General features: G+C 32.5%; 22 protein-coding genes, 1 pseudogene and 2 other annotated features. Of the genes and pseudogenes, 3 read left to right on the top strand and 20 right to left on the bottom strand.

The window, feature by feature from the left end:
* Positions 1 to 58: 58 nt before the first annotated feature.
* The 4 genes from DYE58_RS07515 to DYE58_RS07500 all read right to left on the bottom strand — a co-directional run bounded on the left by DYE58_RS07515 (position 59) and on the right by DYE58_RS07500 (position 5,341).
* Positions 59 to 2,764, bottom strand: a complete 2,706-nt coding sequence (locus tag DYE58_RS07515) for a calcium-translocating P-type ATPase, PMCA-type (protein ID WP_004820973.1) — start codon at positions 2,762 to 2,764, stop codon at positions 59 to 61.
* A gap of 204 nt (positions 2,765 to 2,968) precedes the next feature.
* The gene (locus tag DYE58_RS07510; RefSeq protein WP_115312155.1) at positions 2,969 to 4,132 is read right to left on the bottom strand and encodes an aminotransferase class I/II-fold pyridoxal phosphate-dependent enzyme; all 1,164 of its coding nucleotides are present in this window, start codon (positions 4,130 to 4,132) and stop codon (positions 2,969 to 2,971) included.
* Positions 4,125 to 4,844 (bottom strand): 6-carboxyhexanoate--CoA ligase, encoded by a 720-nt coding sequence (locus tag DYE58_RS07505; protein WP_004820966.1) that lies wholly within the window; start codon positions 4,842 to 4,844, stop codon positions 4,125 to 4,127. Before DYE58_RS07505 ends, DYE58_RS07510 begins: the two co-directional genes overlap by 8 nt.
* 2 nt (positions 4,845 to 4,846) lie before the next feature.
* Positions 4,847 to 5,341 carry a hypothetical protein gene (locus DYE58_RS07500; RefSeq protein WP_115312154.1) on the bottom strand — a complete coding sequence of 165 codons (495 nt, stop codon included), beginning with the start codon at positions 5,339 to 5,341 and terminating at the stop codon, positions 4,847 to 4,849.
* A 147-nt stretch (positions 5,342 to 5,488) separates the two neighbouring features.
* Between DYE58_RS07500 and DYE58_RS11690 the strand changes: the two genes are divergently transcribed.
* The 3 genes and pseudogenes from DYE58_RS11690 to DYE58_RS07490 all read left to right on the top strand — a co-directional run.
* Positions 5,489 to 5,644 (top strand): transposase, encoded by a 156-nt coding sequence (locus DYE58_RS11690; RefSeq protein ID WP_083827170.1) that lies wholly within the window; start codon positions 5,489 to 5,491, stop codon positions 5,642 to 5,644.
* Positions 5,592 to 5,771 (top strand): hypothetical protein, encoded by a 180-nt coding sequence (locus DYE58_RS11060; protein WP_004820962.1) that lies wholly within the window; start codon positions 5,592 to 5,594, stop codon positions 5,769 to 5,771. The genes DYE58_RS11690 and DYE58_RS11060 overlap by 53 nt, the downstream gene beginning before the upstream one ends.
* A gap of 21 nt (positions 5,772 to 5,792) precedes the next feature.
* Positions 5,793 to 6,044: pseudogene (locus DYE58_RS07490) on the top strand (transposase); the annotation flags it as partial.
* 219 nt (positions 6,045 to 6,263) lie between these two features.
* Here the strand turns inward: DYE58_RS07490 and ssnA are convergent.
* The 16 genes from ssnA to nadE all read right to left on the bottom strand — a co-directional run bounded on the left by ssnA (position 6,264) and on the right by nadE (position 26,449).
* Entirely contained in the window at positions 6,264 to 7,589 is a 1,326-nt protein-coding gene (ssnA, locus tag DYE58_RS07485) for a putative aminohydrolase SsnA (RefSeq protein WP_004820957.1), read from the bottom strand.
* A 48-nt stretch (positions 7,590 to 7,637) separates the two neighbouring features.
* The gene (gene ygfK, locus DYE58_RS07480; protein ID WP_004820955.1) at positions 7,638 to 10,664 is read right to left on the bottom strand and encodes a putative selenate reductase subunit YgfK; all 3,027 of its coding nucleotides are present in this window, start codon (positions 10,662 to 10,664) and stop codon (positions 7,638 to 7,640) included.
* A 141-nt stretch (positions 10,665 to 10,805) separates the two neighbouring features.
* The gene (dpaL, locus tag DYE58_RS07475) at positions 10,806 to 12,008 is read right to left on the bottom strand and encodes a diaminopropionate ammonia-lyase (protein ID WP_004820953.1); all 1,203 of its coding nucleotides are present in this window, start codon (positions 12,006 to 12,008) and stop codon (positions 10,806 to 10,808) included.
* A gap of 111 nt (positions 12,009 to 12,119) precedes the next feature.
* Positions 12,120 to 13,052, bottom strand: coding sequence for a carbamate kinase (gene arcC / locus DYE58_RS07470; RefSeq protein ID WP_004820951.1), 933 nt, complete (start codon positions 13,050 to 13,052; stop codon positions 12,120 to 12,122).
* 78 nt (positions 13,053 to 13,130) lie between these two features.
* Positions 13,131 to 14,444, bottom strand: coding sequence for a YgeY family selenium metabolism-linked hydrolase (locus tag DYE58_RS07465; protein ID WP_004820949.1), 1,314 nt, complete (start codon positions 14,442 to 14,444; stop codon positions 13,131 to 13,133).
* 14 nt (positions 14,445 to 14,458) lie between these two features.
* Positions 14,459 to 15,649, bottom strand: a complete 1,191-nt coding sequence (ygeW, locus tag DYE58_RS07460) for a knotted carbamoyltransferase YgeW (protein WP_004820948.1) — start codon at positions 15,647 to 15,649, stop codon at positions 14,459 to 14,461.
* Positions 15,650 to 16,333: a helix-turn-helix transcriptional regulator gene (locus DYE58_RS07455; protein WP_004820945.1), complete on the bottom strand. Its 684-nt coding sequence runs from the start codon at positions 16,331 to 16,333 to the stop codon at positions 15,650 to 15,652.
* A gap of 467 nt (positions 16,334 to 16,800) precedes the next feature.
* Entirely contained in the window at positions 16,801 to 18,189 is a 1,389-nt protein-coding gene (locus DYE58_RS07450) for a uracil-xanthine permease family protein (RefSeq protein ID WP_004820944.1), read from the bottom strand.
* Between the two features lie 95 nt (positions 18,190 to 18,284).
* A complete protein-coding gene (locus DYE58_RS07445) occupies positions 18,285 to 19,049 on the bottom strand; it encodes an ABC transporter ATP-binding protein (RefSeq protein WP_004820942.1) in 765 nt (254 codons plus the stop codon).
* Positions 19,042 to 19,935: an ABC transporter permease gene (locus DYE58_RS07440; RefSeq protein ID WP_004820941.1), complete on the bottom strand. Its 894-nt coding sequence runs from the start codon at positions 19,933 to 19,935 to the stop codon at positions 19,042 to 19,044. Before DYE58_RS07440 ends, DYE58_RS07445 begins: the two co-directional genes overlap by 8 nt.
* 12 nt (positions 19,936 to 19,947) lie before the next feature.
* Positions 19,948 to 20,922 (bottom strand): ABC transporter substrate-binding protein, encoded by a 975-nt coding sequence (locus DYE58_RS07435; protein ID WP_004820939.1) that lies wholly within the window; start codon positions 20,920 to 20,922, stop codon positions 19,948 to 19,950.
* Positions 20,923 to 20,966: 44 nt separating this feature from the next.
* Positions 20,967 to 21,177: a binding site (T-box leader), on the bottom strand.
* A 48-nt stretch (positions 21,178 to 21,225) separates the two neighbouring features.
* Positions 21,226 to 22,203, bottom strand: a complete 978-nt coding sequence (locus DYE58_RS07430) for an ABC transporter substrate-binding protein (protein ID WP_004820937.1) — start codon at positions 22,201 to 22,203, stop codon at positions 21,226 to 21,228.
* Positions 22,204 to 22,347: 144 nt separating this feature from the next.
* Positions 22,348 to 22,585, bottom strand: a binding site (T-box leader).
* An 11-nt stretch (positions 22,586 to 22,596) separates the two neighbouring features.
* Positions 22,597 to 23,550 carry a homocysteine S-methyltransferase gene (gene mmuM, locus DYE58_RS07425; protein ID WP_004820935.1) on the bottom strand — a complete coding sequence of 318 codons (954 nt, stop codon included), beginning with the start codon at positions 23,548 to 23,550 and terminating at the stop codon, positions 22,597 to 22,599.
* Positions 23,534 to 24,973, bottom strand: coding sequence for an alanine/glycine:cation symporter family protein (locus tag DYE58_RS07420; protein WP_004820934.1), 1,440 nt, complete (start codon positions 24,971 to 24,973; stop codon positions 23,534 to 23,536). The genes mmuM and DYE58_RS07420 overlap by 17 nt, the downstream gene beginning before the upstream one ends.
* Positions 24,974 to 25,201: 228 nt before the next feature.
* Complete coding sequence (locus DYE58_RS07415; RefSeq protein ID WP_004820931.1) at positions 25,202 to 25,708, bottom strand: GNAT family N-acetyltransferase; 507 nt, start codon at positions 25,706 to 25,708, stop codon at positions 25,202 to 25,204.
* Between the two features lie 27 nt (positions 25,709 to 25,735).
* Entirely contained in the window at positions 25,736 to 26,449 is a 714-nt protein-coding gene (gene nadE / locus DYE58_RS07410; RefSeq protein ID WP_004820930.1) for an NAD(+) synthase, read from the bottom strand.
* Positions 26,450 to 26,453: the final 4 nt, after the last annotated feature.

Genomic DNA, 26,453 nt, shown 5'->3' with positions numbered 1-26,453 from the left:
ATAGGATAATAGTATAAAAAGAGAACTCCAAAACTAATCTAGGAGTTCTCTTAATAATTTATTTTGAGTTATGTGTCTTATTAAATCTAATTACTTTTTGAATTTCACCTAGCGCAAGCGGTATCAGAGCTCCTACTAATATTACAACCCAATCTTTAAGCGATAATGGAGTTAATTTAAATAGCTCTCTAACTCCTGGAATTTCCATTACTACCAATGTCAATGCAAGTGATAATAGTGTCGCCCAAACAAGTTTTCTGTTAGAGAATATTCCTATACTAAATAGCGTGTCTTTTATAGACCTTGCAGAGTAACTTCTCAACAATTCAGAAATTATAAGAGTTGCAAACGCCATTGTTCTTGCAATAGCTACGCCTTCTTCTTGATTCCCATACCATTGTAGACCAAGCATATATGCTCCTAGAGTAGCTATCGTAATAGCCACTGATTGAATTGCAATTGTCAATTTTAGTTCTGAATCTAAAAGAGGTTCATCAGGGTTTCTTGGCGGTTCTTCCATTATCTCTGCCTCTCCCTTTTCAACTCCAAGTGCAAGTGCCGGGAATGAATCTGTCACCAAATTCAACCATAAAAGTTGTATTGGAAGTAAAGGTACTGGCAAGTTTAATAGAATTGCTATAAATACTATTAATACTTCTCCTAAGTTACAAGAAAGTAAAAAACCTACAAACTTTTTAATATTTGAGTAGATAATTCTTCCCTCTTCAACAGCGTGGACTATTGTAGCAAAATTATCATCAGTTAAGATTACTTCGGCTGTACTCTTAGCAACATCTGTACCAGTTATTCCCATCGCAATACCTATATGAGCTTTCTTTATAGCCGGTGCGTCATTTACCCCATCTCCAGTCATCGCTGTGATATGTCCTTCTTCTTTTAACGCTTGTACTATCTGAACTTTATTTTCAGGAGAAACTCTGGTAAATACTCTCTTTTCTCTTACCACTTTTCTCATTTGCTCATCTGATAATTCGTTTAACTCACGTCCCATTATAGCCTGTGATTCTTCGGTTGCTATTCCAAGTTCTTTAGCTATTGCAAACCCTGTTTCCAAGTGATCTCCGGTAATCATTATAGGTATAATTCCCGCAGATTTACATTCTTTAATTGCCTCTTTAGCCTCAGGTCTTGCAGGGTCTATCATTCCTGTTAACCCAACTAAAATCATATCATTTTCTACATTTTCAGTAGTTTTCTTATTAGGAATAGAATCCCATTCTCTATATGCATAAGCTAAAACTCTTAGGGCATCTCTTGCAAATAGAGAGTTCTTTTGCATTATATTTTCTCTATCTTTTTCAGTAAGTTCTTTTACTTCTTCTCCGTCCAAAAAGTATTTACAATTTGAAAGCACTATGTCTGGAGCTCCCTTTGTAAAAGAAATCACTTTATCTTTTATAAACTCCGAATGGAAAGTAGTCATCATCTTTCTATCTGAGTCAAATGGAATTTCCTCCACTCTAGCATATTTTGCATTGGTGTCTTCAATTCCATATCCTGCTTTTTCGGCAAAAGTTAATAATGCACCTTCTGTAGGGTCTCCTATTATACCCCACTCTTCATTGTTTTGAATAAGTTTTGCGTCATTAGTAAGTGCTGCTATATTAGCTAAAAGGTTCAAACCTTTTTTAGATTTTACATCCACGCTTTCGTTATTTAAAACAATTTCTCCATTTGGATTGTATCCAGTTCCTACAACATCATAAACTTCGCCATCAGTGTATGCCTTTACAACTGTCATTTCATTTTGAGTTAAAGTACCTGTTTTATCCGAACATATTACAGTTGTAGTACCCAAAGTTTCAACAGCCAATAGCTTCTTTACAATCGCATTTTTTTCAGCCATCTTGCTCATTCCAAGAGACAATACAATTGTAACTATAGCCGGTAATCCCTCAGGAACAGCCGCAACGGCAAGTGAGATTGAAGTCATAAACATTTCAAGTATTTCGTGTTTTCTAAGAACTCCAACTACCAAAACAAGTAGACATATTCCAATTACTAAAATTCCAAGTGTCTTTGATAGACCAGCAAGTCTTTTTTGTAGAGGTGTTTGCTCTTTTTCTGGTGTACTTATTGAAGTAGCTATTTTACCAATTTCAGTATTTTCACCAGTTTCTACAACAACTCCCGCACCTCTTCCGTAAGATACAATAGTTGAAGAATAAGCTATATTTTCTCTATCTCCTATTTCCATCTTACCCTCGTAAGTTTGTTTATAGTCTTTTTCAACTGGAACTGACTCTCCTGTCAAAGATGATTCATCAATTTTTAAGTTTGCAGAATCTACAAGCCTTAAATCAGCCGGAATTATATCTCCAGTTTCTAAAATAACATAGTCCCCAGGAACTAATTCTGTAGAATCAATTTCAACTCTTTTGCCATCTCTGACAATCTTAGCTTTAGGAGATGACATCTTTTGTAAAGCTTCAATAGCAGCTTCAGCTTTACCCTCTTGATAAAGAGATAGTGCAGTGTTTATCAACACAATTGCTATTATTATAAGTGCATCTATTACTTCCCCAACCACTGCCGAAACAACACTTGCAAGCACAAGTATTATAATCATTGGGTCAAGTAACTGAGCTAAAAGTTTTTGAGTAAAAGGTGTCTTTGACTCTTGCTTTAATTCATTTTTCCCATGCTCCTGAAGCTTTTGAACAGCTACTTCCGTAGAAAGCCCTTGATTAGAGCTATGTAGTTCAGTAAAAACTTCTTCAGAAGTTTTGTTATACCATTGCATTTAATTCCCCCTTAAATACTTTTAAAAAAGACCACTGTCTCTGACGAGAAACAGTGGTCTTGCTACCATAGTTATGGCTTACAGCCGGAATAAAAATTCGTAATGACGACTGTAAGTAATTAGCTACTCCCCATTGTACTGGTAAGTTATTATTTATATTATACCCTTTTTCATTATAAATATCTATTTATCTTAATTTATTTTTCACTCTTCATTAATATAAAATCTTAATCTGTCTACTAAAAAATTTATTTGTTCCTTAGTATGAGAACTCATTAAAGTAATTCGCAAAATTGCTTTATTCTTTTCTACAGTTGGAAATCTTATTGCTGGAACATAAATTCCATCATCATATAGACTTTCAGAAATTCTAATAGCTTTTTCCTCATCACCTATTAAAACTTTTATTATAGGTACTCTACCATCTACTTCAATTCCTATATCTTTTAAGCTTAATTTAATATATTGCATATTTTCTTTAAGCCTAATTAAATTTTCATTTGATTCTGAAATAAAATCTAAAGAAGCTATATTACATGCTATTGTTAAAGGACTCATAGAAGTTGAAAAAATATAGCTTCTAGCATGATTTAATATATAATCTCTTATTTTTTTAGAGGTGCCTACAAATCCCCCCTCAACCCCTATTGCTTTACTTAGTGTGGCAATAAGTATGTCTGGTTTTAATTTTTCTTCGGTTAATTCTATAATTCCTCTGCCATTCTCTCCAAGAACCCCAAATCCATGAGCGTCATCGATTATTGTCAGTGCATTATATTTATTCCCTAGCATGCTTATACCTTTTAAATTTATAATATCTCCATCCATGCTAAATACAGAATCAGAAACTATTATTTTATTAAATTTGTAACATAATTTTAACTTATTTTCTAGGTCTTTCAAATTATTGTGTTCATATACAACTATCTTTGCTTTTGATAATTTACATCCATCGATTAAAGAAGCATGGTTTTTTTCATCTGAAAATATTATATGTTGTTCTGTAGCAATTGATGATATCACTCCTAAATTAGCTGTATACCCCGAGTTAAAAACTAAAGCAGATTCATACCCGCAAAATTTAGCTAATTTCGTTTCAAGTTCCATATGTAGTATAGTACTTCCTGTAGTAAGTCTTGAACCTCCTGACCCCATACCAAATTTTTTAGCTAAGTTAACTCCCTTATCGAAAATATTTTCATTTTCAATAATTGATAAATAATTACTTGAAGAAAAAAGTAATAACTCTTTACCATTAATTTTTGAAATTGCAGATTGTGTACTAGAAAATATGTTTTGTTTTCTAATTAAATTTTGATTACTTAAAAATTTCATTTTAGAATCTATGTAATTAAACTTATCATCCAATAACAAGCACCTTCTTCTTTTTTAAAAATTCTATTGTTTCTTTTAGATCTGCTTTATTTTTATCATATAAAAAAATTCTAGCGCCATTTTGCGAACCAATTTCTTTTAATTTACTAACTCTCATATATCCATGTTTTTTAGTCGCTACATATCCTATTGTATAATTTGGATCATCCGAAATACATAACTCCCCTACTATACCTGGTGCATTTGCAACCTTAGTTGCTAATACAAGAGCTTCATTAAAATGCATCTTATATTCTTTAAAATTTTTTATCTTTTTATAATCCATATATGTTACTCTAACTCCGCTTTTCAAATCCGGCTCCAATCGCTCTAATGAATTTACATCTAAGATTATTGCCCCTCTCATATTCGAAGTACTTTTTAATAAATTTAATATGTAATCTGCATTTTTTATATTTTGACTTTCTAAAAATGACTTTATAAATACAAACCCTTCTATAACAGATTTAACCTTAATGTCTCTAACTTTTAAAGCATTTAACTCTAGTATTTCATTTTTATCAATTTCTTCTATTTTTATATTTATAAAATCCGGCTTACCCTTTTCATGACTCATTGCCCTATTTTTTAAATAGGTTATCACCTCACTAAGTGCCCTTTCTTCAACCATTCTTTCTGCTCCTGATATATGAACTTTCTCGCCATTTATATTCTTAGAAGCTCTCATTTTAACACTATAAATCATTTTTAACTCCTTCTACAAACTATAAAATCACTATACACACTATTTTCCACTACTTTGTAAAATCCATTAAAAAAAACTTTACATATTATAACAGTAAATATCATCCCTGGTATTGTAGGTATTAATATAGTATACAAGTTCAATTTAAAAATTAAACTAAGAGCTAATCGTGCTATAAAAGTTGAAATTGGTCCTATTATAAAAAAGCCTATGTTTCTATTTTTAAAAATATAAACGCCTATCCCAACACATACTCTAAAAACCATTGAAATTATTATTCCATAAACTGTCATAAATCCAAGTATAAAAGAAATTATACTTGATATAATACCTGCTATAAAATAATTCCTAAACCCAAATATATACGCTATTATAATTGCAATAGGTGCAGACATTTGAAACTCTCCTCCTAAAAATGGATTTGGCAATTTAAAAAATGCACTCATAGTTATCAACACAGATAAAATAGCAATAAAAGATAATTTTCTAGCTTTCATTTTTCACCCCTTCAAAAGATTAACATTTCCAAGTAGATTTGTCATCTGTTTTAGTATTTAAAGTTTACAATATGCAAAAGGCTCTAAAATATCTGTTGGGGAATAAATCTCTAACAGATATTATAGAGCCGTTTTTTTGTAAATGATATGTCTAATATTTTTAAATCTGTTAGGGATAGGTTCTTTAGAAGTTCGATTCATATTATTGATAGGTATCATTTCATAAGACAGGTTTCTTGGGCTTTGGAGAATGTTAGAAAGAGGATTCAAAGGGATGTTTCTTCTAAGCTTAGGGTGTTTTAAGAGAAGTAAGGGTTTAGTTACAAAGCCTTCTTCTATGCTTAGTTCTATGCAGGCTAGTGAGGTTTCTTTAATGCTTGGGTTAAGTGAGGATTTAAGGTTAGCTTATCAATTAAAAGAGTTGTTCTAGCAATATGTTCTTACTCAGCCTAATAAAAAGATGGCTAGTATATGTTTGAGTGAGTGGATAAGAAGGGCTAAGGAGTACTGTTTAAAGGAATTTAGTTCTTGTATTACTGCTTTTAATGATTGGTTTGATGAGATATGTAATTCTTTTGATTATCCTTGGTCTAATGGTCTTCTTGAGGGTACGCATACTAAGATAAAGACTTTAAAGAGAAATTGTTTTGTTATGAGGAATTTTGATTTATTTAGAAAACGAATTATGTTTTCGTGTAAGTAGTTGGTAAAAGGGTATTAAATTTTCTGAAAACTCCTAGGAGTTTTGTTTGCTATGCTTATTTTTAGTGGTTTTTGTTTTATTTTAGTTTTGGACTTATTTTAGCTGCTATGTGTTGATTTTTACATAAAATGAGAGGCTCGATTTATGAGCCTCCCCAATGTTTGACATAGAGCCAAAATAAATAGCCGTGAGCAAACCTCACAGCTATCTTAATTTATATTACATTTGTGGCCAAATTTTAGCGGCTCTTTCTCTTGATTTTGCCATAATTTCAGCAGTATCTACATTTAGTATTTCTCTGCCTCTCATTACGAACTTACCATTAATCATGTTATCTTGTACTATTCCACCATTAAATCCAAATAGTGAATGTCCATACCAAGAATTTGCATTTAATGGAGTTAATGGATCATATTTTAATGTGATTAAATCAGCATATGCTCCTTTTTCTATAACTCCCAATGGTCTGTTGAAGTATTTAGATAAGATTATAGGATTATTTTTAAACTGCATATTTATAGTTTCCATAAATCCTACTGTTGGATCACATAAGTGGTGTGCTTGTAATATATTTGCAACTTTCATTGATTCAAACATATCATTTGTGTACGCATCTGTTCCAAGTCCAACTACTATTCCCTTATCTAACATATATTTTACAGGTGGACAACCGACTGCATTGTTCATGTTTGATTCAGGGTTGTGTACTACATTTGTGTTTGTAGCTTTTATTATATCAATTTCTCTTGGGTTTGCGTGTACACAGTGAACTGCAAGTGTTCTTTCGCCAAGAATATCGAAATCGTGTAGTCTTTCTACAACTCTCTTACCATGTTTTTTAAGTGAGTCATACTCATCTTCAATTCCTTCTGCTACGTGAATATGATATCCATCGTATACACCTTCCATAGCTTCTCTTGCTTTGTAAAGAGTGTCATCTGAAATTGTAAATGAAGCGTGCATTCCAAAAAGGCCTTTTATCATATCTCCATTATCATCTTTTTGACAAGCTTTTATGAAGTCTACATTTTCTTTAATTCCCTTTAATGCTATTTCTTTTCCATCTCTGTCTGAAACTTCATAGCATAAAGAAGTTCTTATCCCAAGTTCTTTTGCCGCATCAGCTATTGTAAACAATGAACCTGTAACTGAATTTGGACCTGCATGGTGGTCTATAAGTGTTGTTACACCGTTTCTAATAGATTCGATATAAGTTGTATAAGCATTTAACTTGACATCTTCAAGTGTAAGTTTTTTATCAAGAGCCCACCATAAATTTTCAAGCACTGTAAAAAAGTCAACTGTAGGTTTACTTACTCCCATACCTCTTGCATAAGCACTGTAAATATGTGAGTGAGCACAAATCATACCTGGCATTATTACATTGCCTTTTACATCTACTATTTCTTCTTCTGGATAAGCTTTCTTTAAATCTTCAAAATTTCCGACTTCTTCAATGATGTTTCCTCTTACTAAAACAGCTCCATTGTCGTAAAAGTTATTTTCAGCATCATTAGTAATTAATTTACCATTACCTATTATCATTGTCGCAACTCCTTTTCTCTAAAGAACCTGTTTGTTAATAGTTTCCTATTAACAAACTGTTGGTTCAAAATAATATCCGTATTCTTTTAAAAGACCTTTTATAAAGTTTTCTAAGTTATCAGAAATCTTTCCATCGCCTAATTCATGTTCAATTATATTTCCATTTTCAGCTCTAACTAGGAATGTATTTTCACCTGTTCTTAGGAATCCAACATTTGTTGAATCTTCAAAGTCTTCTTTAGTCCAGAATAAAGTTATCTTATCTTTGTATGGCTTTCCAGCGTGTGGACAGAATACAGCACAGTTTCCACATTCGTTACACATTCCATCTATATGAACGATTTGGTGTTTGTTTTCATATCCTTCTAAGTTGATTGCAACATTTGCTCTGTTAGGACAAACTTCTGTACAAACTTCACAAATTTGGTCACACTTCAAGCAGCGGTTACCTTCTTTGTTACCTTCAAGAATATTTTCAAGTATACCTCTCTTTTCATATACTACTTTATCTTTTTCAGGTACGATGAATCTTTCAAAGTCATTGTCTAATCCCTCTTTTTTAAGAATATCAAGAGCTACAGTCTTAGCATCTCCCATTCCCTTTACAATTGTTGAAGGACCTTCTTTACAATCCCCTATGATATATACATTTTCTATATTAGATTCAAGAGTTGGAAGTAATTTCATTCTTCCTCTATCATCCATATTTATTCCGTTTTCTTTAAAAGGTGCAAGATTTACTTTCGCTCCAGTAGCTCCTATTACAGTATCGAATTCTAAGTCTATAAATTCTCCAGTTCCAACTACTGATTTTCTTCCTGATGCGTCAAAATCTCCAAGCATCATTTTTTCACAAGTTAAAGTCTTTCCATCGTATTTTACAGGTGCTGTAAGTTCCATGATTTGGATTCCGCTTTCTTTAACTTCTTCAACTTCTTCTTGTGTAGCAGGCATATAAGCTTCAGTTCTTCTGTATACTAAGACAGCTTCAACACCTTGTTTATGAGCAAGTCTTACACAGTCCATAGCAACGTCTCCAGCTCCTACTACGGCAACTTTCTTACCAAGTTCAAAACCATCTTCCATTCTCATCTTCCATAAGAAATCAAGTGCATCAGTGATGTTTTCAGTACCTTCTTTTACTGGAGAAGTTCCCTTTTCCCATGCTCCTGTAGCTACGATTACATAATCATAATCTTTTTTAAGCTCTTCATAGCTTTGAGTTACTTCTGTATTGAATTTGAATTCAACCCCTTGAGCTTCAGCAATTCTGAAGTCTCTTTCTATCATTTCATCAGAAATTCTAAATTCAGGAATGATATGGCTTACAATTCCATATGGTTTTGAAAGTTTTTCAAATACAACTACATCAACACCATTTCTTCTCAAATAAGAAGCTGCCGCTATACCAACTGGACCGGCGCCAATTACTGCTACTTTCTTATCTGATTTTATATCAACTTTTTTAATTTCTTCTATAAATTTATCCTGTGCATTATTTGCTGCTATAAGTTTTATATCTTTAATTTGTAGTGATTTTTCATAATCCACTCTTGTACAGTGAGTTTGACAGTGATGAGCACATATTGTTCCCAAAATTGTAGGAGCTGTGTTGTCATTAGCTATGACTTTCATAGCTTCATCATATCTTTCTTCTGCAACTAATTTTAAATACTCAGGTATTTGTTGGTTAATTGGACAACCGCCATCTTTACAAGGTGCTTTAAAACAATCAATTAAAGGAAGTTCAGATTCTGTTTTTCTTGATTTTACCTTTTCTCTATATAGTTTATTATTTTGTGGATTTTCTACCACTTCTTTAGCATATCTTGTAATATATTCAACATCGATATCTCTATATTCTTTTGATAAAAGGTCTTCTGATGCTTCTGCGATTTGTTTAAATCTCGGGTATCCACCTGGTTTTAATATTGTTGTTGCCATTGTTATAGGTTGAACACCTGTCTTTAATAAATCTCTTATATTTAATGCATCTGCTCCACCTGAATAAGACATAGGTAACTTACCGTCAAATTCTTTAGATAATTTAGCAGCTAAGCTTACAGTTAGTGGATATAGTGAACGTCCTGACATATACATTTCTTCTGATGGAAGTTCATTTCTTTTTACATCAACAGGGAATGTATTTGTAAGTTTTAAACCGAATGCTTTATTTTCTGATTTTGCAAGTTTTTGTAATCTCTTGAACATTTCTATAGCATCTGCATATTGAAGATCATCTTTAAAATGGAAATCCGTAAATGCAATGTAATCAAATCCCATTTCATCTAAAGTATTTCTTGCAAAATCATACCCTAAAAGTGTTGGATTACATTTTATAAATGTATTTAATTTCTTTTCTGTTAACAGATAGTTAGCTATGCTTTCTATTTCAACTGCCGGACATCCGTGAAGTGTTGAAAGTGTTATAGAATGACAGATTTCTGGAGAAATTTTTTCTACATCATCTACTGTAAATGTTTTAAATTGTCCTATGTTTTCTTTTAAATATTCTTTACATTCTTTGAAGATTTCTGTATTAGAAGCATTTTTTAATCCTTCTATGTAATTGTCAACTTTTTCAGATTTGATTCCTTCAAGGTCATATCCTACAGACATATTATACATAAAGTCTTTTTTATCTGATATTCCAAGTTCTTTAGCTAAAACTTGAATTGCAAAATAAGCCTTTGTGTATTCATTAAACGCTTCTTGTACAGTAAGCTCTGTTGACCATTCACAGTTATAACATTCGTCTTCAGCCCAAATACATGGTCTTCCTATAGCCTGTTGAATTTGTTCTCCATCCATTATTTGAACTGTCTTTACTTCAATAAATCTTGAACCAGTCAAATATGAAGCTATTATGTTTTGTGCTAATTGTGAATGAGGACCAGCAGCAGGACCTACAGCACTTGCTATTTCATCTCCAAAAACTGTTTTTAAATAATTTCCACTAGTATTCCTATAAAATTTGTCTTTGTGTATTCCGAAGATTGTCTCTTGATTTTTAAATTCTTCTAAACTCCACTCGATAAGATGTTTAAACGAAATCGGTCTCATAAATTCACTCATAATTATCCTCCTGTGACTTTAATGTACTGAAAACATTTGTAATGTTACAAATACAATTCCTAAATTTTTCCTACAAATATTACTTTGAGAACTCACGCACAGCGCAAGTTCTCACATTAAATAATTACAAAGTATTTAGTCTTATAGACTAGGGTTTTGACCATCCCAAACTATTCTTCTATATCCTTCTTTATCAGTATCTCCTTCTGTTGAGAAGCAAAGTACTACTGAATTTTCATTTAAACCTAATTTTTCCTTTTCAGCTTTTAATGATTCATCTGTCAAAAGCTTGTGTACAACACCAGCTGTAACTGCTCCTGATTCACCAGAAATAACCTTAGTATCATTTCCTAGTGGGTTTCCAAGTAGTCTCATTCCATGAGCTGCATATAAATCATCTACTGACAAGTAGAATTTAGCGTGTTTCTTTAATACAGGCCATCCAATGGTAACAGGTTCACCACAGTTAAGTCCTGCCATAATTGAATCCATATCTCCTTCTACAATATGAAGTTTTCCATCATCTGCTTTAGCTGTTCTAAATAAGCAATTTGCTTGATTTGGTTCAACTATTGTAATTACAGGCATGTTATCTTTCATAACATTTGCGAAGTATCCTGTTACAGCTGATGACATTGAACCTACTCCAGCTTGAAGGAATATATGAGTTGGCTCTTGTCCTTTTTCCTTCAATTCTTCATAAGCTTCTTTAGCCATTGTCATGTAGCCTTGCATAATCCAAGTTGGAATTTCTTCATATCCATCCCAAGATGTATCTTGTACCATGATTCCATTGTTTTCTTTTGCATATTTATCTGCAAGTCTTACACATTCATCATAGTTATATTCATAGATATCAGCATCTGCGTTTTCTTTTCTAATATTTTCAAGTCTTTCTTTTGCTGAACCCTTTGGCATAAACACTTTAGACTTTTGCCCTAATTGATTAGCTGTCCAAGCCACACCTCTTCCGTGGTTTCCATCAGTAGCAGTTGCAAAAGTTACATCGCCAAGTTTTTCTTTAATTTCTTCTGAAATCATTTTTTCATATGGAAGTTCACTAATGTCCATTCCAAGTTTTTGAGCAATATAATTCCCTATTGCAAAACTGCCACCTAATACCTTGAACGCATTTAATCCAAATCTGTATGATTCGTCTTTTACATTAATTGATTTAACTCCAACTTCTTTTGCTAAATCTTTAAGCTCTACTAAAGGTGTTTTAGAATATTGTGGAAAGCTCTTATGAAATCCTATTGCTTTTTTTGCCACTTCATCGTTTACAAAGTCTATGTTGACTTCATCTTTATTTAGTTCTAATTCAACTAAATTAAATTTATCCATCGTTTGCCTCCTAAAAAACATCGCTTTATCACATAAAATTAACTTGTTACATTTATTATAACAAATTAATTTTATCTTTTTATCATTTATTTTAAATTTAATAAAATTTTTTTATTTGTTGATAATTTTAGTTCCTGTTTCACCCTTTAAAGCTGCTTTTGCTTTTTCAAGAGATGTAATAAGAGCTTCTCTTCCTTCTTTACTCTTAACAAATCCAACTGCAGCTTCTACTTTTGGAAGCATTGAGCCAGCACCAAATTCATTTGCATCAATATATTCTTGAACTTCTGCAATTGATAGTTCATCAAGCCATTTTTCATTTTCTTTTCCAAAGTTAATAGCAACTTTGTCAACAGCTGTTAATATTATAAGTGAATCAGCATTTAATACTTCTGCTATCTTAGCTGATGTAAAGTCTTTATCAATAACTGCTGCAACACCTTCTAAACCACTTTCAGTTTTTATAACAGGTATTCCGCCGCCACCGCCGCATATAATAACCGCTTTACCAACTAGTGATTCAACAGCTTCTTTTTCAACTATATCAATTGGCTTTGGTGAAGGTACTACACGTCTAAATCCTCTTCCTGAATCTTCTTTCATTGTGTAACCTTTTGTTGCTTCAAGTTCTTTCGCTTCTTCTTCTGAATAGAATGTTCCTATAGGTTTTGTAGGATTTGAAAAAGCTTTGTCATTTTTATCTACTAATGTTTGAGTTACAAGTGTAACTACAGGTTTATTAATATTTCTCTTTGACAATTCATTTCCAATTGCATTTTGTAAATGGTATCCTATATATCCTTGGCTCATTGCTCCACATTCTGGGAAAGGCATAGATGGTACAGAGCTATCTGTTGCATTAGCTGTGCTCATAGCCAAGTTTATCATACCTACTTGAGGTCCATTTCCATGAGCTACTATTACTTCATTGCCTTCTTCGATTAAATCTACAATTGAAACTGCTGTATTTTTTACTGCTTCTTTTTGCTCTTCAGGAGTATCTCCTAGAGCATTTCCACCAAGTGCTAAAACTATTTTTTTCATTTAAAATATCCCTCTTTATTTTTTAAGTAAAAGAGCTCATGTAAAAATTCATGAGCTCAAAGTTTATTTCCTTAACAATTATTTTGTATAAATAGTAGGAAGCGCTGCATAAGTCGCTGCACATGTAACTAAGTCTTGCTTAAAAGTAACTTCGTTAGGTGCGTGCGCTTGATCTTCAGCTCCTGGTCCAAAACCAATTACTGGAATTCCATGACGACCCATTATAGCTACACCATTTGTAGAGAAAGTCCATTTGTCTGTAAGTGGTCTTGCAGCTCTCTTTTCTTCTTCTTTAATTATTGGAGGAGCAATTCTCTTATCTCCGTAAAGACCTATATAAGCTTCTTCTAATGCTTTAGTAACTTTGTGATCTTCAGGAATTACCCAAGTTGGGAAGTAAGCTTCTTGTTTGTAAGAAAGTCCTGTCCAAGATGGTCTTTCATAATCATACATAGTAACTTTCGCATTATATTTTTTAGCTGCTGGTAAATCTTCAATTTCTTTTATACAAGATTCCCAAGTTTCACCAGCTGTCATTCTTCTGTCTAGTGAAATTGCACAAGAGTCAGCTACTGCACATCTTGAAGGAGATGTGAAGAATATTTGTGAAGTTGTTACTGTTCCTCTTCCTAAGAATCTAGCTTCTTTCCATTCAGGATTGTATTTTTCATCTAACATCTTAACTAGACCTTTGATTTCTACTGAATCATCAGCTGGGTTTTCATTAAGTTGTTCGATTTCTTTAAGGATTTCTGCCATTTTGTAAATAGCATTTTCTCCTCTTTCTGGAGCAGAGCCGTGACAAGAAACACCTTGTACTTCAACTCTAATTTCCATTCTTCCTCTTTGCCCTCTATAGATACCACCATCAGTTGGTTCTGTAGAAACTACAAATTCAGGTTTGATTCCTTCTTGTTCAATCATATATAGCCAGCAATTTCCGTCACAGTCTTCTTCTTGAACTGTACCTGTAACTAGAACTCTGTATTTGTCATTTAAAAGTCCTAAGTCTTTCATGATTTTAGCGCCATAAACAGCTGAAACAGGGCCACCTAATTGGTCAGAACCACCACGTCCACCTATTAAGTCTTTGTCTTCAAATCCTTCATATGGATCAAATTCCCAATTTTCAATGTTACCGATACCTACTGTATCGATATGTCCATCAAATGCTATTTGAACTTCTCCAGTTCCCATTTCACCAAGAACATTTCCTTGTCCGTCGATCCAAGCTTTATCAAATCCAAGTTTTTCCATTTCTTCTTTGATTCTCTTAGCTTTATCGCCTTCCTCACATGATTCTCCCTTAAGTCTAATTAAATCTCTTAAGAAAGCTACCATATCCGGTTCGTATTCTTTTGCTTTTGCTTTTATTGCTTCAAAATCTAACATATTTATAACTCTCCTTATTTGTTAATTCTTGGAGTATCAGCGTTCCAAAGTTCTTCTAATTTTGCCTTAGGATTCTTTATCTTTTGTAAGAATATCATAGCTGCAATTATATATGGTTTGTAGCTAGCTTCTTGATAAAGGTCTTTTCTATATCTGTCGAATACAGAAGCTTCAACTTCTCCTTCTTTAGTTGATACACCAGTTATATCAGCTGGAAGTGGGTGACAGTAAAGAGCTTTTCCATCCTTAGTTGTGCTCATTAATTCTTCAGTTACTGTCCAGTCTTTGTGTTCTGCATTTTGTTTTAATAATTCTTTTTCTAATTCATCGATTCCGTCAAAGTCACCTGCTGAGTAAAGGTTAGTTCTCTTTTCCATTGCTGCAAAAGGTGCCCAAGATTTAGGATATACTATATCAGCATCTTTAAAAGCCTCAGCCATGTCATTAGTTACTGTGAAAGATCCGCCTGATTCTTCAGCATTCTTCTTAGCTATTTCAACGATATCTTCCATTACTTCATATCCTTCCGGATGAGCAAGTACAACGTCCATACCAAGTCTTGACCAAAGCGCTATACCGCCTTGTGGGCAAGATAACGGTTTTCCGTATGAAGGAGAATAAGCCCAAGTAAGAGCTACTTTCTTACCTTTTAATGATTCAAGTCCATCAAAATAGTTTGCGAAGTGTAGTGTATCAGCCATCATTTGAGTTGGGTGATCTCTATCGCATTGTAGAGATACTAAAGTAGGTCTTTGGTTAAGTGTTCCTTCTTCATATCCTCTTTGAACTGATTCAGCAAATTCAACTTGGTATTCATGTCCTTGTCCGATGTACATATCGTCTCTGATACCTACAACATCAGCCATAAAGGAAACCATGTTAGCTGTTTCAAGTAAAGTTTCTCCATGAGCTATTTGAGATTTCTTTTCATCAAGATCTTGAACTTCAAGTCCTAATAAGTTACAAGCAGATGCGTATGAAAATCTTGTTCTTGTAGAATTATCTCTGAAAATTGAGATACCTAATCCAGAATCAAAAATCTTAGCAGATTTATTATTTTCTCTTAATTCTCTAATAGCATCAGCTACCACAAATACAGCTTCCAATTCTTCATCGCTTTTATCCCAAGTTAGTAAAAAATCATCTTGGTATAAATTTTCAAAGTTTAAATCATCAAGCTTTCCTATCAAATCTTTAAATTCCATTTACTTCTCCTTCTTTACTCGCTCATTAGAGCTCTCAATATTTTTGATATACCTATAAATTGTCTGAATTGAAATGTCAAGCATTTCAGCAACCTTATTCACAGCACCTTTGTACTTGAACACGCCTAGGTTGTACATCTGTCTTATTGGATTCTCGTCATGATAAATGTGTCTTATCGGTATCGATCTGTCCCAGTAGATTAGTACATTATGTATGACGGCTTCTGTTATATCATCTAATGAATCTCCAAAATAATCCTTACTATTAGATTCAGGTGACTCCTCTATACCATATAGTACAGCTTCATTATAGAAATCTCTAAATTTCAAATAATCAGTAAGATCATAATTGATACTTATAAGACCTATTAACTCACCAGCTTCTTTTATGTAGTAAGTTGAAGCTCTGAAAACTTTTTGGTTGATTTCATTTATCATTATATAGTTGGTAACATAATTATTACTTCTATAATCAGCTTTCATTATTTTCTTAAGTGCATATCCCGTTACAGAATCACCCACTTTTCTGCCTGAAAGATGACCATTTACTATATAGATGATATCGCTTTCTCCTTCATGAAAATTCCTAAGCACTACTTCACATTTCTTCCCTGTCACATTTGCCATGAAATCCACATAAGGTATGTAGGATTTTAAAAGTTGATTTTTTTCTAATTTATTCAACTTCTCACTCCTCTTAAGTTTATTTTATAATATTTTTTTCTAAAAATCAACTTTTTTTAAGAAATTTTTTTTATAAATTTAGATTTTTTATAATTTTAATAAAATTTTTGCATTTTCAAGTTGATTTAAATAATTTTTTATTGGTATAATTTTTTATTGATTAATAAACGTATTCTTATACCATGTTTAATCAAAAAATAGTATATCATAGTTAACTAAAGCGTTCAATTTTAAATGCTAGAATTTTATCTTTATTTTTCATATCTTATTACTATTTTCTAATTTAAATGTTTGCTTTTAGCCATTTTAATAAAACAAAATTATTAATTTAATAATAATGTATTTCTCAATAAATTTTAGTAATAAAAAAATCGCCTTTTTAGATTTGTTCATATTTGCTTTTAATTGGTAATCTGCAAATATCATTGAAAGCGACTTTTTTATTTATTTTAGGAAATTACTATTTATTAATTACACTTATCTATTTCTTCTCTTTCTCTCTGTTCTTCTTCAATAGTCTTCTTAGGTAAAATTATATTTAAAAAGAAAACAACCATTGTAGCCAAAATTACAGGAGATGAAGTTAGTATCATATGAATTGTAGGATGAGCTGCTTCTAACAATTCAGTTGCCGGTTTTACTGAATTGACTCCCATTCCAAGTGCAATTCCCAAACCCACTATAGTAGAGTTTCTAACTGAAAGTTCTTCAGAAGTTATAAGCTTCATACCATTCATAGTTATCTGTGCAAAAACTGAAATAGTAGCTCCACCAATTACACATTGAGGTATTGACATCATAACTCCTCCAAACTTTGGTATAAAACCTGCTATTAAAATCATTGCAGCAGTGATTACTAAAACTTTTCTAGCTACAACTTTAGTCATTGATACTATACCAACATTCTGTGAATATGTAGCTGTAGGAAGAGATCCCATAAATCCACCTAATATAGAAGATAACCCCATAGAAGTTATTCCTCCTGAGATTTCTACATCAGTAGCTTCTCTGTCCAATCCTCCTATAGTAGTTGAAGATAAATCTCCAACTGCTTGCACTGAGTTCACGATAAACATTATGGACATCACAAATAATGCGGACGGTACAAATTCTATTCCCATAGGTAAAATTTTGGGAAATGTAAACCAAGCTGCATTTTGTGCATTTGTAAAATTAATAAAGCCTGGAGCAATAGTTAAATTGAGAATAATAGAAACTATGTAACCTACTAACATTCCCACTAGAATTGCAGCTAACTTAATTATCCCCTTTCCATACATATTACAGATTAAAACTACAACCAATGTCAGAATTGCAACTCCCCAGTTGTAAATACTTCCATACATAGGATTGCCATTTCCCCCTGCCATGTATCCAATTGCAACAGAATATAGTGACAATCCAATTGTCAATACCACTGTACCACTAACTATAGGTGGAAAAAACTTTCTTATCTTCCCAATTAACATACCAACTATTATAGCTACCAATCCACCTACAACTTCAGCACCAAAAACAGCCGGCATTCCATATTTTAATCCTATTTGTAATAAAATAGGTATGTAAGAAAATGAAACTCCCATAATCACCGGTAATTTTGCACCGAATTTTAAAACAGGATACAATTGTATCATTGTAGCTATTGCAGCTAAAAACATTCCAGCTTGTATGATATAGATAGATTGTTCTGGAGCTATTTCATGCGGTGTTCCCTTAAGAGCATTTGCAAGCACAAGTGCCGGAAGACTATTTCCTACAATCATAGCCAATAAATGTTGCAAAGCTATAGGAAACGACCTATTGAAACTTGGTTGACCATCTAAATCAAACAGTGAATTATTATTATTTTTTATCATATAAACCCCCTTATGTTAATATTTTATCGTTATTAAGCCCTCATATCAACCAAAAACTCCAGTTTTAGCTGGAGTTAGTTATTATTTATATTTATTTATGCTATGCTTCTTTCTATATTTTCGTTATATTTCCTATTTAATTCATCTTCTGTTATTTCAGAAGCTTTTACATCTAATATAACTTTACCTTTATTTAGCATAATTATTCTATCAGAATAATCAATAGCATTTTTTAAATTATGTGTAATCATCAAAGTAGTGATTTTTTCTCTTTTTATAAGATTTGCTGTCTTATCCATTATTATTTTAGAAGTCTTAGGGTCCAAGGCTGCTGTATGTTCATCTAGTAGTAATACTGATGGTTTTTTTAAAGTTGCCATCAAAAGTGATAGGGATTGTCTTTGCCCTCCTGAAAGAAATTTCACTTTTGTTTTCAATTTATTTTCAAGTCCTAAGTCAACTTCTTTCAATTTATTTACTATTAAATTTACATCTGTATTTCTCAACAGCCTTGCAAACGAAAATTTCTCAGATTTTTTCAAAGATAGCGCCATGTTTTCTAATATATCTAATGATGGGCTAACTCCTTTTGACGGGTCTTGGCTTACTTTTCCTATATATACAGCTCTATCTTTTTCACAAAGTTTTGTTAAATCCACTCCGTCTAAATCTATACTGCCGCTGTCAACATCAATTGCACCACTTATCATATTAAACAAAGTGCTCTTTCCACATCCATTAGGTCCCAAAATTGTTGTACATTTATTTTCTTCTATATTAAGTGAAAAATTATCAAATATCCTATTTTCTTCAGGTGTTGATGCATAAAAAGTTTTGCTCAAATTTCTTATACTAAGCATTTTTATTCCTCCTACTTTGTATAAATTTTAATCCATAAGTTGCTGTTGTATTATTGTATGCAATGAAAAGTATTACAATAAGTGCTGTTACCATCTTCAAACTTTGTGGGTCAAGTCCTTTGTAAAGCGCAAGTCCTGCTATTAATCTATATGCTATTGCACCTATAATGGCTCTTGTAGTAACTCCCAATTTATTTGAATTTCTTAAAAAAGTATCTCCAATTATTATAGAAGCAAGTCCTGTTACTATCATTGTCGCTCCCATTCCTGCGTCTGCAAATCCATTGTATTGTGCCATTAAACTTCCACTAAAGGCTATTATCGCATTTGAAATCATAAGCCCGAACATTGTATAAAAGTCTGGGTTTTGTCCCAATGATTTCACTAATGATTCGTTATCTCCTGTTACAAATAGAAGATATCCTTTTTCTGTTTTAAAGAAATAATCAAGGGCCAATTTAACTATTATTACTATTATTCCAAGTAACACTATTTTGGGAACATTTGGAAATTTTGTAAAAATAGTTTCGCTGTTTATAAGAGGTATGTTCGCCTTTCCAGTTATTTTTAAATTCACAGAATATAAAATTGTCATGGTTAAGATACCTGCTAATAGTGCTTCTATTTTTAACTTTTTATACAATAAATATGTTATCCAACCTGCCAATAGCCCTCCTAAAAAACTAAATGCCATTCCAACATATATATTCATTCCTTGAGTTACAAATTTTGCAAATATGAATGCTCCTAAAGGAAATGTACCTTCAAGCGATAAATCTGCTATTCTTAAAATTTTATATGTGATTACGACTCCTATTGATAATAGGGCAAATATTAATCCCATTTCTACAGATGCCGTAACAACCGGCAATAGTCTTTCTAACATTTTTTCCTCCGTTTAATTACTTACTTCTTTTGCTCCTTCAAATAAATCTTTTCTATCAGAAATATTTAAGGCTTCTGCTGTATTTTTATTAACCACTCTTGTTGAATCTTTTAAAAATACCACCGGTATGTCAGATGGTTTTTCTCCATCTACTATTTTCTTAGCTATATTAGCGGCTTCTCTTCCAAGTACGTTGTAATCAATTCCATCAGTTAATAACATTCCATTTTCAACCGGTCCTTCTTCTCCAGCTAGAGAAGGAATTTTATTTTCCATCAATACTTTTGAAATTGTAGTTGCTGCTGATGATGCTAAATTATCTTGTATTGCAAAGTATGCGTCAATCTTAGGAACTAAAGAATTTATAGCTTGAGCAACATCATTAGTTGAACTAAGTCCTTGTGCAACTATCTCTATTCCTTTTTTATCAGCAAAACTTTTTATTTCTTTTATCTGTGCTTCTGAATTTACTTCTCCTGTTGAGTAAAGAATTCCTATGCTCTTTGTCTCAGGGAAAATTTCTAAAAATTTATTTAATTGTGTTTCTACTGAAAAGTAATCTGAAACTCCTGTTACATTTGCACCCGGTTTTTCATTACTTGCTACAAGTTCTGCGCTTTCAGGGTCTGTTACTGCATTGAATATTATCGGAATATCTTTTACAGCACTTTGAGCTCCTTGTGCTGCTGGTGTAGCAATCGCATAGATTAAATCTACTCCATCTCCCTCAAATTTCTTAGCAGTTGTTGGAATAAGTCCCATATCCGCTTGCACATTTACAACTTCAACATCAGCGTCTACTCCCAAAGTTTTAAGTTCTTCCACAAAACCTTCTCTAGCTCTATCAAGTGCAATGTGCTCTGCAAATTGTATAATTCCAACTTTAACTTTTTCTTCGTTTGAATTCTCAACTTTAGAATTCTTTGTTGCTGTGTTTCCACAACCCACTAACACCAAACTGATAAGTACTAATAATAATTTTTTCATCTCTTTCTCCTCCTTAATAAAAAAAGCCCTTCAACCCCTCTAGTATGAGGGGCGAAGGACTAAACTCCGCGGTACCACCCTGATTATAGCACTTGCTACATCTCTTTTCTGGTAACGACAGACACGTATCTACTTACTATTATTTCAATAGATAACCTGAGGAATGTATTAAAATACCGTTTAATATCGACTCTCAGCTCAGTCCGACTCTCTGTGATTAACCTTGTATTTCTTTCTTTCCTCAATAGGCTTTTTTAAATTAATATGAATTATAGTACTATATCGGTTTAAAGTCAAGATTAATTATTGAATTTTTTCTACATCTTTAAAACCCTCTGCATTTAAGTCTACGCCCAATGCTTCAGCGGTTTTTACATTTACAAGCTTTGTATTAACTTCATTTAATTCAACAGGAATGTTGGCAACTTGTTCTCCATTTAAAATTTTTACTGCCATTCTACCCGCTTGCTTTCCTTGTTCCTTATAGTTAACTCCCTCGCTCATCAATAGACCATTTTTAACTTGTCCTTCTTCTGCTGATAATGATGGCAATTTACTCTTTATAAGAGTATCAGAAACAATAGGAGCTGCATTTGCAACTAAATTATCAGTTAGTGCAAACAATGCATCAATCTTAGGAGCTATTGAAGCAACTGCTTGTGGTATATCTGTTACTGCACTTACGCCAACAGTTTCAAGTTTAATTCCTCTCTTAGCTAAATTGTTCTTTAATTCTTCTATTTGCACTAAAGAATTTTGCTCAGAAGTGTTATAGATTACTCCAAAAGTTTTTACATCAGGATATATTTTTAAGAAGCTATCAATTTGAGCTTCACTGCTTACATAATCCGAAACCCCTGTTACATTTGAATCAGGTTTTTCAAAAGTTTTTACAAGCTCAGCACCTACAGGGTCTGTTACTGAACTAAAAACAATTGGAATATCTGTTACAGTATTTTTTGCAGCTTGAGCAGCCGGTGTAGCAATTGCATAGATTAAATCCACGCCATCTGCTTTTAAACTTTGAGCAATTGTGTTAGTTAGAGACATATCTCCATTTGCTGATTGCTCAATAACTTCAGCATCAATTCCACTCTCTTTAAGTTGTTCAACGAATCCTTCTCTTGCCGCATCTAATGATACGTGGTCCATAAATTGTACAATTCCAACTTTTACTTTCTTTCCACTTTCTTTTCCACTCTCTGCAGCTTGCTCAGCCGGTTTACTACTTTGACAACCAACTAATAACAAAAGAACTAATAGCGATAATAACTTTTTCATTTTTTCTTCCTCCTAAAAATACACTCTTAAATATTTTAAGTTTAAATTTATTTTGTATGAGCTAAGGCCTTAAGCTCTTTAAAATACATTTTTAATTTTTACAGCAGCAATATACAATTTAGATAATAAAAAAAGCTTCGTCCTACATAGGACGAAGCATCGTGGTACCACCTAATTTTATAATCTAACTTTATGTATAGATTACCTCACTAGCGTCAATAAACGCCTTGCCTTAGATAACGGTGGCCGCCGTAACAGTCTACTTAAAATTTCTACCATTAAGCTCAAGAGTGAATATTACATACTTACTTTATATCGGCTCTCACCAACCCCGACTCTCTTGGATAAAGATACATATCTTTTTCTCTTTCTCAGCTTTAAATGTATTCTACTTTAAAGTGCAATTGATGTCAACAAGTTTTTAATCTTTTTGTTTTTTATACTATCTGCAAGTTTCTTTATATCTTGCGGTGTAGTCTTGCAACAACCGCCTATTATATTAGCACCAGCTCTTATCCAATTTTCAGCTAAATCAAACACACATTGACCATTTCCAGACCATGTTTTTGAAACAGGGTCAAAAATTTCTCCACTATTTGGATATACTACTATATTTCCGTTGTAAACTGACTTTATTTCCCTTATCAAACTCTCTAAAAATTCAGGGGCAGTACAATTTATTCCTATACCTTTTAAATATTTTCCATTTAAATTACCAGCGCACTCTCGTATAGACGTTCCATCTGAAATACTATATTCATCCTTTGCACTAAAACTTATATAGTATTCAACTTCAAGTTCTTCACAAATTTTCTGAATTACTAAAGCCTCTCTAAAAGAAGGTATAGTTTCACAAGCAAATAACTCTACCCCTTCATCTTTTAAAATTTTAATCTTTTCATAGTGAAAATCTCTCATCTCACTATCTAAAACTTCATAATTACCAGTATATTCACTTCCATCTGACAAGAAAGCTCCGTACGGTCCTATTGACGCACCAATTATAGGTTCAACTTCAACACTATTCTTTAATAAATATTCTTCCTTAGCTTCATTGGCTATTCTAAATGACTTCTTGATTATCTCTATTGCCTCATCTTTTGTATAACCTCTCTTCATAAGACCTTTTATCGTCGTTTGATAACTAGATGTCAAAATTATATCACATCCCGCCTCTAAGTAAGAAAGATGAACCTTCTTTATAGCCTCTGAATCCTCTATTAATATTTTAGTGCTCCATAATGAATCATTTATATTCTTGCCCGCCCTTTCAAGTTCAGTGGCAAGCGCTCCATCTAAAACTAATATCTTTTTTAAACTAATTAATTCATCAATACTTTTCTTCATTTCTCTCCTCCAATACACCGTAAGAAACTATAGGTGGATTTTCTCCTCTATTCAAAGCCGGTAAATATCTGTACCAAAAATCTGTAAATAATCTTTTAATCTCCTTTAAATTTCCAACTATTAACACTAATGTCAACAATACATACATTCCTGAAATTAAATCTGTTATAGACCACAACAAGTCAGCTTTAATATTTGAGAAAAAGACTATTGGAGCTAAAAAATAAATAATATATAAATTTGTCGCAATCTTATTAAATTTAGTATCCCCAAAAATATAATTTACAGACTTTGAAAGACTATAATACATCCCAACAATTGTAGTCCAACCAAATACAGATATTATTATTGCCATTAAAACTATTCCAAAATTACCAAAAACTTCTCCAAAAGCAAGAGTTGTAAGCTCAGCGCTGTAAGCTTCTCCAAACTTTATATATGAGTCAGTAACTATTACTATCAAGGCGGTTACAGTACATATTACCAAATCACCTATAATCTCTCCCCATCCCCAAGATGATTGTCTAACAGGGTGGTCTGTTATAGCCGGTGCATGAACCACCATTCCATAACCCGTTCCAGCGTCTGAGGAATATATTCCCCTTGCAATTCCATACCTTATTGATTCTTTAACAGTAGCTCCTATAAAACCGCCTTTCGCAGCTGCCGGATTAAACGCATATATAAAAATAGATTGAAATGACGGTAAGATTTTATCCGCATTAACTACCATGATTATTATTCCAAATAAAACATAAAAAATTGCCATTACAGGCACTACTCTTTCTAATAGTTCCGATATTCTTCTAATTCCTTTATATATCGTAAAAAATACACTCAGTCCCAAAATTCCTAATATTATTACAGATGATATATCAGCCGCTTGTCTGATTGACGACTGAATAGATTCACTTTGAACCACATTAGTCCAAGGTCCAAAGATAATTACAAAGAACGCCACTATGTATCCACCCTTTTTCCAGCCCATTGAATTCTTCATTACAAAAGACCTATCACTTACGTATTCATCAATGGACTTATTAAATTTAACTCTATACCTTTGAGCTAAAATTATTTCAGAAGCTTTTAGTGATGTTCCAAAAATATCAGCTACCCACAACCAAAATACCGCCCCTGGTCCTCCTGAGGCAACCGCCGAAGCAACTCCCCCTATATTGCCTATACCTATCGTATTGGCTAGAGCTGTACAAGCTGCTGCAAATCCTGAAATTGTTCCCTTCCCCTTATTATCTTTCTGAAATATTTGAAAATAAGTATTTTTAAAATGAAAAATCGGATGTAATAAATATTTTCCCCTATAAAAAAATGTCAGTAAAATTCCCGCTAACAATATCGTTCCAACTAATGGCCAACCCCAAATCCATTCTGAGAATTCAGCCAACTTTTGTGCAATTAAATTCATCTAACCCCTCCTATGCTATTTATTTAATATAAACGATATTGTGTTATTAGTGTTAATACTGTTTTAATATAGTTGGGTATAGATAAAAAATATAACATAAAAGTTTTTATCAAACTTTTACTATAAAACATGAAAAATGCTCATAAAAAATTAAATTATCCTGGCAACACCATAAATTTAATTATTAAGAGCTAAAATTTTATATTTATTTTATTATTTATACTTATTCTAAATCATAAGTTCAAATCCATATTCATGAAAAGTGTAGTTTTCATCTATGACTTCTGTGTACATTCCCGGAACTTTTGTAAAACCATTTTTGATATACAAGTTTATAGCTGGTGTGTTCTCTCTAACTACTAAAAATCTTATACACTCTCCACCCATTTCCTTTGCTACTTTTTTTGCACATTCAATGGTTTTAAATCCCAAACCCTTATTAAGGTATTTGACATTTACTCCAAATCTATAAAAATATATTATTTTTTTATCAGTTTCTGCCCATTCAATCCCCTTGGACTCACTTCTTTCTGAACTTATTTTTATACAAGATATTATTTCTCCTCTATCTTTTAATAAATAGAGAGACTCTTCTAAAATATCTTGTTCTAAAAAACAAAAAGGATATTCTTCATTCCAAAAATTCATCCCATCATTTTCTATCTTTTTTACAAGCTCTGCATATATCGTGTTTATCTTTGGTAAATCAGCTATTGTAGCTTTTATAAATTCCATATTTTTTAAAATCAACTTGTTTATAGTTTACTTTTTTCTCTTGTAAATTAAGGCAAATTTTCTCTTGTGCTCAGAATTTTTGTGCATTCTATCTATTTTTTCTCCAATTTCTCCATCAGCCTTTTCTCCTTTGATGTGAGCATTTAGAGTGGCATAACTAAATCCCATTTCTTTTTCATCTGTCTGTTCTTCCCAAAGTCCCGCAGATGGCTCTTTATCTATAATTTTGCTTGGTATCCCAAGTTCCCTTGCCAACTCATAAACTTCATTTTTTAAAAATTCAGCTAAAGGTATTAAGTCAGAACCTGAATCTCCATACTTTGTATAGTACCCAATATAAAATTCAGAAGCATTTGAACTTCCTAATACTAAGTATCCTAAATCTTGTGCATAATAATATAAAGTTGTCATTCTAAGACGTGGTTTTATGTTTGACCTAGCCATTCTATTTTCAGAATTAAATGAACTTGATATCAACTGTCTATAAGTTTGTGTTAAATCAACTTTTTCAATTTTCAAATCTATTGCTTCCGCAACTAACCTTGCGTCTGCTTCATCATTTTCGTTACTCTCACAAGGCAAAATCAAACCCAATGTCGTATCTGGAAATGCACGCTTTGCAAGTGCTCCAACCACCGCTGAATCTATTCCTCCGCTAAGTCCCAATATAAGACCTTTTGATCCGGCATTTTCAACTGTTTCTCTCATCCATTTTACTATATCTTCAATTTCTCTTTTCATAATT

Origin of the sequence: Peptoniphilus indolicus, assembly GCF_900454665.1 — a bacterium.
GTDB lineage: Bacteria > Bacillota > Clostridia > Tissierellales > Peptoniphilaceae > Peptoniphilus > Peptoniphilus indolicus.
Note: the sequence above shows the minus strand (reverse complement) of the source record. Positions and strands in the feature narration are given on the sequence as shown.